At 50.6% G+C, this 12028-nt stretch carries 12 protein-coding genes; 9 read left to right on the plus strand and 3 right to left on the minus strand.

The annotated features are described in order from the left end of the window. Window positions 1-169: 169 nt before the first annotated feature. The 3 genes from A918_RS0104510 to A918_RS19435 all read right to left on the minus strand — a co-directional run bounded on the left by A918_RS0104510 (window position 170) and on the right by A918_RS19435 (window position 1730). Window positions 170-469 carry a YqjD family protein gene (locus tag A918_RS0104510; RefSeq protein WP_022709899.1) on the minus strand — a complete coding sequence of 100 codons (300 nt, stop codon included), beginning with the start codon at window positions 467-469 and terminating at the stop codon, window positions 170-172. A gap of 141 nt (window positions 470-610) precedes the next feature. Continuing rightward, window positions 611-895 (minus strand): hypothetical protein, encoded by a 285-nt coding sequence (locus tag A918_RS0104515; protein ID WP_156831381.1) that lies wholly within the window; start codon window positions 893-895, stop codon window positions 611-613. Window positions 896-1067: 172 nt separating this feature from the next. Beyond that, complete coding sequence (locus A918_RS19435; RefSeq protein ID WP_051138983.1) at window positions 1068-1730, minus strand: GntR family transcriptional regulator; 663 nt, start codon at window positions 1728-1730, stop codon at window positions 1068-1070. 293 nt (window positions 1731-2023) lie between these two features. On the opposite strand from A918_RS19435, the gene A918_RS0104525 reads away from it, so the two are divergent. The 9 genes from A918_RS0104525 to A918_RS0104565 all read left to right on the plus strand — a co-directional run bounded on the left by A918_RS0104525 (window position 2024) and on the right by A918_RS0104565 (window position 11997). Continuing rightward, window positions 2024-2917 (plus strand): dihydrodipicolinate synthase family protein, encoded by an 894-nt coding sequence (locus A918_RS0104525; protein WP_028233386.1) that lies wholly within the window; start codon window positions 2024-2026, stop codon window positions 2915-2917. Between the two features lie 118 nt (window positions 2918-3035). Next, on the plus strand, window positions 3036-4313 hold the full coding sequence (locus tag A918_RS0104530; RefSeq protein ID WP_022709903.1) for an FAD-binding oxidoreductase: 1278 nt from the start codon (window positions 3036-3038) through the stop codon (window positions 4311-4313). Window positions 4314-4321: 8 nt separating this feature from the next. Continuing rightward, window positions 4322-5323, plus strand: a complete 1002-nt coding sequence (locus A918_RS0104535) for a 4-hydroxyproline epimerase (protein WP_022709904.1) — start codon at window positions 4322-4324, stop codon at window positions 5321-5323. Window positions 5324-5745: 422 nt separating this feature from the next. Beyond that, entirely contained in the window at window positions 5746-6654 is a 909-nt protein-coding gene (locus A918_RS0104540; RefSeq protein WP_022709905.1) for a branched-chain amino acid ABC transporter permease, read from the plus strand. Between the two features lies 1 nt (window position 6655). After that, window positions 6656-8050, plus strand: coding sequence for a high-affinity branched-chain amino acid ABC transporter permease LivM (livM, locus tag A918_RS0104545; protein ID WP_022709906.1), 1395 nt, complete (start codon window positions 6656-6658; stop codon window positions 8048-8050). A gap of 17 nt (window positions 8051-8067) precedes the next feature. Next, window positions 8068-9345, plus strand: coding sequence for an ATP-binding cassette domain-containing protein (locus tag A918_RS19440; RefSeq protein WP_022709907.1), 1278 nt, complete (start codon window positions 8068-8070; stop codon window positions 9343-9345). Further along, on the plus strand, window positions 9345-10076 hold the full coding sequence (locus A918_RS0104555) for an ABC transporter ATP-binding protein (RefSeq protein ID WP_370637837.1): 732 nt from the start codon (window positions 9345-9347) through the stop codon (window positions 10074-10076). Before A918_RS19440 ends, A918_RS0104555 begins: the two co-directional genes overlap by 1 nt. 168 nt (window positions 10077-10244) lie before the next feature. Continuing rightward, complete coding sequence (locus A918_RS0104560; protein WP_022709909.1) at window positions 10245-10589, plus strand: DUF6867 family protein; 345 nt, start codon at window positions 10245-10247, stop codon at window positions 10587-10589. A gap of 295 nt (window positions 10590-10884) precedes the next feature. Then, on the plus strand, window positions 10885-11997 hold the full coding sequence (locus A918_RS0104565) for a branched-chain amino acid ABC transporter substrate-binding protein (RefSeq protein ID WP_028233388.1): 1113 nt from the start codon (window positions 10885-10887) through the stop codon (window positions 11995-11997). Window positions 11998-12028 lie beyond the last annotated feature (31 nt).

Below are 12028 nucleotides of genomic sequence, written 5' to 3' on the forward strand. Positions count from 1 at the left end.
GGTTTGGATTCCTGCTGATAGGTGTAAATCGAAAAGCCTATAATAATTACAATGAGCGCTCCGAGCAGAATATATAATCCGTTTTTATTCATAAGACCTCAGATATGCAGTGTTGTTCAGCGATCCCCGTATTACAGGGATCACTCCTGTCTTGCTGAAAATTATTCTCTTAACGGCGGGCTAACAGAGCCAGCACCAGACCGATACCGGCGACAAGCGCTGCGGTTGCCAAAGGATTTTCTTTGGCTGTTTCGGTCACGACCTGTGCCTGATGTCTGACTTCTCTTGCTGCAACGCGACCGCGTTTACGGAGATTTTCATAGGTTTCGGATGCATTTTCGCGGGCATCATCGTAAAATGCAGAACCTTGCTCGGAGAGTTTCTTGGTCACCGAAGCCAGTTCGCTTTTCAGTTCCGCAATCTGGTCTTCAAATGTCTTTTCTGCATCATTACGTAATTTGGAAGCCATAGTGATCTCCTTGTGTGATGGCCATAAACCGGAGACGGGTATCTTCCGGTTCAGAAAACTATTCAAAGAGATAACGATGCAGCGCGAAATAAGTTCCTGTATTTAATAAATTACCTGTTTGAATGGCCGAATAGGAGGAACTTAGTCCTGCTGCAAGCGGGTGGAGCAGGGGTCAATCACTACACCACCCTCAAAGCTGTTGGTTAGCATCCCGCTGACTTCCACATGATCTCCGGCTTTCAATGCACTATTGTCATATTCAAGACAGATGACTTGCAGTCTCTGGTTCGGGCAAAGCTCTGTTACGGCAATCGGATTGGCCTCATGTACAGCTTTGACTTTTGCCTGCAGGATAATTTCCGGCCATTGTTCGGATGTTTTGTCCCATTTGTCTGCAAGGGTGCCAATGGTCTTGCAGCTGGTCACAACCGGTCCCTGATAATCACTCTCAGCTGTTTGCGTAAAACCGGTACTGCTGAACAGGAATAGCAGGCAAGGTGCTGTTAATAATTTGAATGAAAAATGCGAATTAAAAACAAACATATAGCCGATAAGCCTTTCGGAGATGAAACAGGCTTATCGGCAGCAATTACGGCACTTATGGGGTGAGTGTACGCAGATAGGCGATGAGCTGTTTTGCGCTTTCAATGGCGGCTGCTTCATCGCGGGAGACAATTGCGTCAATCATCTGCGTATGGGCGGTTGAAGAATCCTGCAGGCTGTTGTCACGGCGCAGGCGGAACCAGAAGCGGCGGCTGTGGCTTTGCAGAGGCGCGGCCAGACGTGTGGCGTAGCTGTTGAGTGAGGCGCTGCCAAGAACTTCATCAAACGCTTTATCGGCGTCCAGAAACAGTGGGATATCCTGCGTTGTGGCGGCTTGCTTCATCATGATCGCAGCTTCGCGCAGTTTCTCATGCTCATAAGCACCGGAATAACGCGCTGCATCGCGGCAAAGAATTTGCTCGACACCTTCGCGGGCATCCAGAACCTTGGTGAAATCCTTAGGGTCAAGGGCCGTAATCGCAATACCCGAGCGCGGCCGCACTTCCATAAGGCCTTCCCATGCCAACCGCTGAATAGCTTCGCGCACCGGTGTTCTGCCCATGCCGGTGAGCTCGATCAGGACACGTTCATTGGTAACACTTCCCGGTTGCAGCTGCAGTGTAACAATATGGCGTTCGAGCAGCCGGTAAGCCTGATCCGAGAGGCTGAGTGCGGTTACTGTCTGCTGGTCGTCGGAATAGTCTGACTGCCCTGACATAAAGGCTTTATCCTTGTTCTTGATAGCAGTTCTGCTGCCGGCAGAATTTGTGGCAAGCTGTGCTCTGCTTTTAGTTTTTGCGAAGCCGATATCGCTGAAGCGCAATATGCAGGATGTATAAATTTCAATGATATTTTTCTGAGAGATACTACAAGAAGCTGGTTTTCTCAATATGAGTGCCGGTCGTCCTGGCTGGGCGATTGTTTATAAGTCTGCATTATCCCGTGCAGAATTTAATTGACGCGCATTCTGAATTTAGATATATCAGAAATATATCAATTGGGAGAATGATTATGTGGTCAGGTATTTTTCCGGCAGTCACAACAAAATTTACTGAAAATGATGCTCTGGATCATAAAGAGATGGAGCGTTGCTTTGGTCTGCAGATTGATGCGGGCGTTGACGGTTTTGTTGTCGGCGGCTCACTGGGTGAAGGCCCGATGCTGTCGGGAGAGGAAAAGCTGGAGGTTTTCAAAACCGCCCGTGCGGTTGCCGGCAAACGTCCGGTGCTGATGACCGTTTTCGAGGCCGGTACACGTGAAGGTGCTGCTGCTGCCAAAGCTGCTGCGAAAGCCGGTGCAGACGGCCTGATGGTTGTGCCAAGCCCGATCTATTTCACCAATCCTCAGGAAACTGTCACTACGCTGAAAGCCATGGCTGCTGCCGGTGGTCTGCCGGTGATGATCTATTCCAACCGCATGGCCTATCGTGTGGATGTGACCGGTGAATGCCTTGAGGAACTGGCGAAGGACGATCTGTTCGTTGCGATCAAGGAATCCTCGGATGATATCCGTCGCACAATCGATATCGTCAATCAGTTTGGCGATCGTTTTGATCTTTTCACCGGCGTAGATAATCTGGCTTTTGAAGCACTGACAACCGGTGCAATCGGCTGGGTTGCCGGTGTTGTGACTTCGCTGCCGCGTGAAACTGTGGTTCTGTATCAGCTTATCAAACAGAAGCGTTATGATGAAGCGCTGCCGCTTTATCGTTGGATGCGTCCGCTGCTTGATCTCGATGTTTCAACCTATCTGGTGCAAAATCTCAAGCTGATTGAAGTTCATGCGATTCAGTCGAATGACCGTGTTCGTCTGCCGCGCCAGCCGCTGAGCGGAGAGCGCCGCGCACAGGTTGAAAAGATTGTAAAACAGGCTCTGGCGACACGGCCTGAACTGCCAAAAATCTGACAATCTGAACCCCGGTTAATTCAAAAATAATCGGGGTTTTTTCATAGCAAGAATGTATTTTACGGCGTAAGGTCTGCACCAGCTGAAATAACAATAAGTGTAGCAGGCAGGAGGGCACATGGCGTCGGTCGATAGCGTCAATGTGGATGGGAAGCAGAATAATTCTGAAATTATTATAATCGGGGCAGGTATTGTCGGTATCGCTGCAGCAGCTGTGCTGAGTGAGGCTGGGCATTCTGTGCTGGTTGTGGATCGTACCGGTATTTGTGAGGAGACAAGTTCCGGTAATGCGGCGGCACTGGCATTTTCTGAAGTCTTGCCGCTCGCTTCCAAAGGTGTGATGAAAAAAGTGCCGGGCTGGCTGATGGATCCGCTGGGGCCCTTCGCTATCCGTCCGTCTTACTTGTTGAAATTGCTGCCATGGCTTTATCGCTTCTGGCGTGCGAGCAGCCCTTCGGCCTTGCGCAACAGTACTGTTGTGCAAGGACAGATGATGCAGCTTGCCGAACGCGAAATGCTGGCATTGGCTGAACGTGCCGGTGTGACGGACATGATCCATCATGAAGGCAATCTTGAGCTTTATGAAAGTGAAGCTGAGTTGCAGGCGGCTATGCCGGGCTGGGAAGCCAAAAAACAGGCGGGCATTGATTATACTGTGGTGCGTGGCGCTGAACTGGCAGCCTTGCAGCCAGGATTATCACCGCGTTTTGTGGTTGGCTGTTTTGTTCCGAAATGGAAAAATGTCTCCGATCCGAAACTTTATGGCAAAGCTCTGTGGGCTTATGCAGAGAAACTCGGCAGCCGCTACCGTCAGGGTGTGGTTACTAAAATCGCGCATATGCAGGGCGGAGCTGAAGTCACGCTGGCTGACGGCAGTAAGCTGCAGTGCAAAAAACTCATTGTTGCCGCAGGGGCATGGTCACATCATCTGAGTGCCCAGCTGGGCGATGCGGTGCCGCTGGAAACAGAACGCGGATATAATACGACACTGCCGGTCGGGGCTTATGACATCCGCCGTCAGCTGACTTTCCCCGGCCATGCCTTTGTGATTACACCGCTGACAACCGGTGTGCGTGTGGGCGGTGCGGTCGAACTCGGAGGGCTGACATTGCCGCCGAATTATGCGCGCTCTGAGGCTATGCTGAAAAAAGCAAAGCAGTTTCTGCCGCAGATGAATATTGAGGGCGGACGGCAATGGATGGGCTATCGTCCTTCAACGCCGGATACACTGCCGGTGATCGGCTATTCTTCAGCCTCCAATGATATTGTCTATGCTTTTGGCCATGGACATCTGGGGCTGACACAGTCGGCGGCAACTGCACGGCTGGTGACACAACTGCTTAATCACGAAACAACCGCACTGCCCGTCAGTGCTTTCAGTCCAAAACGTTTTTGAGAAACATCATGGCAAAACATTCCTTCTTCTGTGTTGATGGTCATACCTGCGGGAATCCCGTCCGGCTTGTTGCCGGCGGGGGGCCGAACCTGCATGGCTCAACTATGATGGAAAAGCGGGCTCATTTTCTGGCCGAATATGACTGGATCCGTACAGGGCTGATGTTTGAGCCGCGCGGTCATGACATGATGTCCGGCTCGATCCTGTATCCGCCGACACGGGAAGACTGCGATGTGGCAGTGCTGTTTATTGAAACATCGGGCTGCCTGCCGATGTGCGGACATGGCACGATCGGTACTGTAACCATGGCGATTGAGCAGGGACTGATCACGCCGAAAGTACCGGGCAAGATCAATCTGGATACACCGGCCGGTAAAGTCGCAATCGAATATGAGCAGAACGGCCAGTATGTGGAGAGCGTGCGGCTGACAAATGTTCCGGCATTTCTCTATGCGGAAGGTCTGGAAGTGGAATGTCCTGATCTAGGCCCGCTGAAAGTTGATGTCAGCTATGGCGGAAATTTCTATGCAATTGTTGAGGCGCAACAAAATTACACGGATCTTGCCGATTATTCGGTACTGGATCTGATCGGCTGGAGCCCTGTTTTACGTCAGCGACTCAATGAGTTGTATAAATTTCAGCATCCGGAACTGGCTGATATCAACCGCCTCAGCCATATTTTGTGGACAGGAAAACCGACGAAACCGGAAGCTCATGCACGAAATGCCGTTTTTTACGGGGAAAAAGCGATTGATCGTTCACCATGCGGCACCGGTACTTCGGCGCGTATGGCACAGCTGGCGGCACGCGGAGAGCTGAAGGCAGGCGATGATTTTGTTCACGAATCCGTGATCGGATCACTATTCCACGGACGTGTGGAGGCAGAGGTGCAAGTCGCTGATAAGAAAGCGATAATTCCGTCAGTTGCCGGCTGGGCGCGCATGACCGGATATAATACGATTTTTATTGATGACCGCGATCCGTTCGCGCACGGATTTGTAGTTCGTTAAAGACGTCGCAAACGGAACATTGTTCAATCTTTGAAACAATGCAGAAGGGCGATTGACCGGCAATAAATTATGAGTAATCTTAAATTTCAGGAGCAGAGCAGGGGGAATATAATACTATATTACTAGTCGTTATTTCTATAGTTTCTGTGTATGCGAGCTATCCGGTTTGGCGCATGTTCAGCCAAAGACAGAGGGAAGCTTGTCTGACTACGCAGAAACTATCGGGGGAGAATTTTGCCTGAAATGCTGAAATGAATAATGCCGGTCTGTCCTTCGGGACATGCGGCGGATCTATAAATGCTGGGCGGTACCAAGGCGGATTTTGCCTGCCGGATTGTGCAGTAGGAGTAAACGATCTGAAATATAAGGGAAGAGCCTGTTAAAGGTGACAATAATTCAGATCATAAAAGGGTGACTTTGCAATGGAATATTTTATCCAGCAAGTGATCAACGGGCTCACGCTCGGATCGATCTATGGATTGATCGCCATCGGCTATACCATGGTTTATGGTATTATCGGCATGATCAATTTTTCTCACGGTGATGTTTTTATGCTCGGCGCCTTTATGGCGCTTATTGTTTTTTTATTGCTGACAACATTTGTTGGTGCAGTACCTGTCGTACTTGCAATCCTGCTGATGATGATTGTCGCTATGATCCTGACCAGTATGTGGAGCTGGACCATTGAGCGGGTCGCCTACCGGCCATTGCGCGGGTCTTTCCGGCTTGCACCGCTGATTACAGCAATTGGTATGTCCATTGCGCTGTCCAACTTCGTGCAGGTAACTCAGGGTCCGCGTAACAAACCGATCCCTTCGCTGATTAATGACTCTTATTCATTATTCGGTACCAGTGTTATCATCTCGCTGAAACAGATCGTTATCATTGCAGTTACCATCGTTCTGCTCACAATCTTCTGGTATATTGTTAACCGTACATCCTTGGGGCGCGCCCAGCGTGCCTGCGAACAGGATCGTAAAATGGCATCGCTGCTCGGTATCAATGTTGACCGCACGATTTCCCTAACCTTCGTTATGGGCGCCGCACTGGCCGCTGTGGCCGGTACGCTTTATCTCACATTCTACGGGGTTATCTCGTTTACAGACGGCTTTATTCCGGGTGTGAAAGCGTTCACCGCAGCGGTTCTCGGCGGTATCGGCTCGCTTCCGGGCGCTGTAATCGGTGGTTTGCTGATCGGTCTGATCGAGGCGCTCTGGTCTGCCTATTTCTCGATTGATTATAAAGATGTTGCTGCGTTCTCGATCCTTGCGATTGTGCTGATCTTCATGCCTTCCGGCATTCTCGGCCGTCCAGAAGTTGAAAAGGTGTAACATGACCAATGCTTTTCAAACTTCTCCGGCGGGTGCACCGAAGGCTGAACCGTCAGATTTTGCAGCCGGTATCCGCGAAGGTATCATTGCCGCCATTCTGGCATTCGGCCTGTTCGTACTGATCGTCGGTTTCAAAACCGAGCAGAACATCAACAACGAACTGGTGCTGGTTCAGCGTTGGGGGCTGTTGTTTACCCTCGTAGCTCTTGCAGGTATCGGCCGTTTTCTGCACCGCGCATTTCTTGTGCCTTATATGGCAAAACGCGGGAAATCCGAAAAACAGGTTGTTGCCAGCGGTGATGTTTCGTTCTTCCGTAAGAATTTTTCGAAACTGGCAATCCTGTTCCTGTTTATCTATCCGGTGCTGATTGTTCTGACACTTGGTTTTCAGGGCTCCCTGAAATGGGTGGATAATTTCGGCGTACAGATCCTCATTTACATCATGCTGGCATGGGGGCTGAATATCGTTGTCGGTCTCGCCGGTCTGCTGGATCTGGGTTATGTGGCCTTCTATGCGGTCGGTGCTTATTCCTACGCATTGCTGTCTTCCTATTTCGGTCTGTCTTTCTGGACGCTGTTGCCGGTTGCCGGTATTCTCGCAGCTTTCTGGGGCATTATTCTCGGCTTCCCTGTGCTGCGTCTGCGGGGGGACTATCTTGCGATCGTGACACTGGCTTTCGGTGAAATCATCAGACTTGTGCTGATAAACTGGACGGCGGTCACCAAGGGTACTTATGGTGTGTCGGGTATTGCCAAGGCCACCTTCTTCGGTATTCCGTTCAAAGCCGGTCCTGATGGTTTTGCTGCCACTTTCGGTCTGCAATTTTCCGCAGCCCATTATAAAATCTTCCTCTATTACGTCATTCTGCTGCTGGCGCTTTTGACCGCATGGGTCACAATCCGCCTGCGCCGTATGCCGATCGGCCGTGCATGGGAAGCACTGCGTGAGGACGAAATTGCCTGCCGTGCGCTGGGTATCAATACGACAACAACCAAGCTGACCGCCTTTGCAACCGGCGCGATGTTTGGCGGCTTTGCCGGTGCCTTCTTCGGCGCGCGTCAGGGCTTTGTCAGCCCGGAATCCTTCATCTTCCTCGAATCTGCGGTTATTCTTGCTATCGTGGTTCTTGGCGGTATGGGATCGCTGATCGGTATTGCGATTGCTGCAATCGTGATGATCGGCGGTACAGAAATCCTGCGCGAACTTTCATTCCTGAAAGCCGTGTTCGGCCAAAGCTTTACACCGGAACTCTATCGTATGCTGATTTTCGGTCTGGCTATGGTTGTTGTGATGGTCTGGAAACCGCGTGGTTTTGTCGGTCATCGTGAACCAAGCGCCTTCCTGAATGAGCGTAAGCTGGTGTCCGGCTCCTTTACCAAGGAAGGTCACGGTTGATGGCGGGGATAAATACTATGGCAAATTCTGAACTTGCTGAAAAAAGACAAAACGCCGATACCATTCTGAAAGTCGAGCATCTTTCCATGCGTTTCGGCGGTCTGGTGGCAATTAATGATCTGAGCTTTGAAGCCAAGCGCGGCGAGATCACTGCGGTGATCGGGCCGAACGGTGCGGGTAAAACCACTGTGTTTAACTGCCTGACCGGTTTCTACAAGCCGACCGGCGGCATGGTGACAATGCAGCATAAAAACGGCGATAAGTTCCTGCTGGAACGGATGCCGGATTTTGTGATTACCAAAAAAGCCAAGGTTGCCCGTACCTTCCAGAATATCCGCCTTTTCACAGGTCTGACAGTTCTGGAAAACCTGCTGGTTGCCCAGCATAATCCGCTGATGGTGTCATCCGGCTTTACCTTTCTGGGGCTGCTCGGATTTCCCGGCTATAAAAAGGCAGCGAAAGACGCAGTTGAAAAAGCCCGTATCTGGCTTGAGAAGATCAATCTGATCCATCGTGCTGATGATCCGGCAGGTGATCTTCCTTATGGCGATCAGCGCCGTCTGGAAATTGCCCGTGCTATGTGCACCGATCCGGAAATGCTGTGTCTTGATGAGCCGGCAGCTGGTCTGAACCCGCGTGAATCTGCGGAGCTTAACAAGCTTCTGCTGGATATTCGTGCAGAGACAGGCACGTCCATTCTGTTGATTGAGCATGATATGTCGGTGGTTATGGAAATTTCCGATCATGTGATTGTGCTTGAATATGGCACGAAAATCTCTGACGGCGCTCCGAGCTTTGTGCAGAATGACCCTAAAGTTATTGCCGCCTATCTCGGTGTTGATGATGATGAGGTAACGGATCTGATCGAAGGCTCCGGCGGTGACGTCGGTGAAGTCGATCAGCTGGTCACACAGCTTGCAGATGTTGATCCTGCGGATGAGGTTGCTGCACCGGAGCATCTGGCCGGTGGTCTGGATGCCCCGCGTGGCGGTATTGCTGATAATCTGACCCTGATTAAAGGGATCGGCAGCGTCAATGAGACCAAGCTCAATGCGCATGGCATCTATCATTTCGATCAGATTGCTGCGTGGACAGAAGCTGAAATCAAACAGGCTGAGATGTATCTGAGCTTTGACGGCCGTATTGCCCGTGAAGACTGGGTAGGGCAGGCACGTCAGCTGGCCAGCGGCGGAAAAACGGAATTCTCATCCCGCGTGGAAGCCGGCAAAGTACCGTCCAGCCATGAGACATCCGAAGAGACAGATTCGACGAAGAAAACTGAGGGGGGTAAATGATGCAGGCTCAGAACCCGCTTCTGGTTATCGATAAGGTTGAAACCTATTACGGCAATATCTGCGCGCTGAAAGGTGTTGATGTCACGGTTAAATCCGGTGAAATCGTCACGCTGATCGGTGCAAACGGTGCCGGAAAATCAACTCTGATGATGACGATTTTCGGTACACCGCGTGCCCGCACCGGACGCATACTTTTTGAGGGCAAAGATATTACTTCTATGCCGCCTCACGAGATTGCAAAACTGCGTATTGCGCAGTCTCCGGAAGGGCGCCGTATTTTCCCGCGCATGAGCGTGATGGAAAATCTGCAAATGGGTGCCAGTCTCGATAATCAAAAATACTTTGATGAAGATGTGAAACTGATGTTTGATCTGTTTCCGCGTCTTAAAGAGCGTATCAATCAGCGCGGTGGTACTCTGTCGGGCGGTGAGCAGCAGATGCTGGCGATTGCCCGTGCATTGATGGCGCGGCCAAAATTGCTGATGCTGGATGAACCGTCACTTGGTCTGGCACCACTGATCGTCAAACAGATTTTTGAGGCGATTAAAGAGCTGAACCGCACCACTGGACTGACTGTGTTTCTGGTGGAGCAGAATGCTTTCGGTGCGCTGAAACTTGCTCATCGCGGTTATGTGATGGTCAATGGTGTGATTACTATGAGCGGCAGCGGGCAGGAGCTTCTGGCAAATCCGGAAGTCCGCGCAGCCTATCTGGAAGGCGGACGTCATTGATGAGAAAGCCGGACAGACAAATTGTCCGGCACTCTTCATAATGTTTAGCTTTAGACGAATTAACGCAGTTTCTGACAAGCCCGGGGCGCTAAAAATCAGCCTCACTTCCGGAAACTGCACCAGCCGGAAATTTCGTTCAGAAATCCGGTGAATTGGGGAGAATTATTGATGCAAGGCATTCTCTATGAAGAGCCGTCATTCTGGCTGTTTTTGTTGATTACCTGCATTCTCGGCGGTTGGGCCGCATGGATGACAGGGCGGGCCTGCGCACAAACATGGCGTCCATATGCAATGTTTGTGCTCTATCTCCTGCCTTTGACAGCGATGGTTCGTTTTATTCATTTTGCAATGTTTGAAGGAACATTGCTGTCGCTGCATTACTATCTGGTCGATTTTGTTGTGTTGCTGGTGATTGGCACGCTTGGCTATCGTTTCACAAAGGTGAAGCAGATGGTGCGTCAATATAACTGGCTCTATGAACAGACTTCACCATTTTCCTATAAGTCGAAATAACAGGCGATTTAAGGGAACCAAGAAACAACATCCCTGAGCTGATTATTGAATTTGGGGGTGTTTGAAATTGCAATATTCCGCTTTGCGGGAACGAAGTGAGTATTGTGATACGCCGGTGTAACACTCCGGTATGAACTGCCCGGGAAACCGGTTTCTGCTTAATGATTGTAATAAAAATAACCGGCCGATCATCGGTATTGCACGGCAAAACTTTGATCTCCGTATTTAATAAAACAAGGAAACTGATCTGCGGCAGACGGTTTCCGGCATAATCATTGTAATGGGAGCAGTTAATATGAAAAAATCTTTATTCTACAGCGTAGCAGTGTCGGCTCTCGTGGCTTTCAGCGGCTCGGCTTTTGCGGATGTTCTGGTGGGTATCGGCGCACCGCTGACCGGACCGAACGCGGTTTATGGTCTCCAGATTCAAAAAGGAGCCGAGGCTGCAGCAGAAGTCATCAATGCTGAAGGTGGCCTGAACGGAGAGAAAATCGTTTTCACTCTTGGTGATGACGTTTCCGATCCGAAACAGGGCATTTCGGTTGCCAACAAGTTTGCCGCTGACGGTGTTAAATTCGTTATCGGACACTTTAACTCCGGCGTAACAATTCCGGCTTCGGAAGTGTATCAGGAAAACGGCATTCTGGAGATTTCACCAGGTGCGACCAACCCTGTTTATACTGATCGCGGTATGTGGAACACATTCCGTACCTGCGGCCGCGATGACCAGCAGGGTATTGTTGCAGGTCAGTATATTGCTGAAAAGTTCAAAGACGCCAAAGTGGCTGTTGTTCACGACAAGACCCCTTACGGTCAGGGTCTGGCTGATGAAACCAAGAAAGCACTCAATGCAGCAGGTATGAAAGAAACCCTGTATGAAGGTGTGAATATTGGCGAGAAGGACTTCTCGGCACTGATCGCAAAAATGAAGCAGGAAGGCATTACCGTTATTTATTGGGGCGGTATGCACGCGGAAGCTGGTCTGATTATTCGTCAGCTCGGCGATCAGGGTCTGAAAGCGCAGTTCATTTCCGGTGACGGTATCGTCTCCAATGAGCTGGCTTCCATTGCCGGTAATGCGGTTGAAGGAACTCTGAATACTTTCGGTCCTGATCCGCGCAACAATCCGGCCAATGCTGATCTGGTGAAGAAGTTCCGCGATGCCGGTTTCGAGCCTGAAGCTTATACACTTTACTCCTATGCCGCGATGCAGTCGCTGGCCGGTGCAGCGAAAGCTGCAGGCAGCAATGATCCGGAAACAGTTGCGAAAGCACTGAAGTCCGGCACATTCAAGACTGTGCTCGGAGATATCTCTTTCGATGAGAAAGGCGATCCGAAGCTGCCGGGCTATGTCATGTATAAGTGGGAAAAAGGCGCTGACGGTAAGTTCACTTACATTCAGCAGTAAACCTGTCTTTGAAAATCAGCGGGGGGGGGCG

Origin of the sequence: Pseudochrobactrum sp. AO18b, from assembly GCF_000409565.1 — a bacterium.
GTDB classification, from domain to species: Bacteria; Pseudomonadota; Alphaproteobacteria; order Rhizobiales; family Rhizobiaceae; genus Pseudochrobactrum; species Pseudochrobactrum saccharolyticum.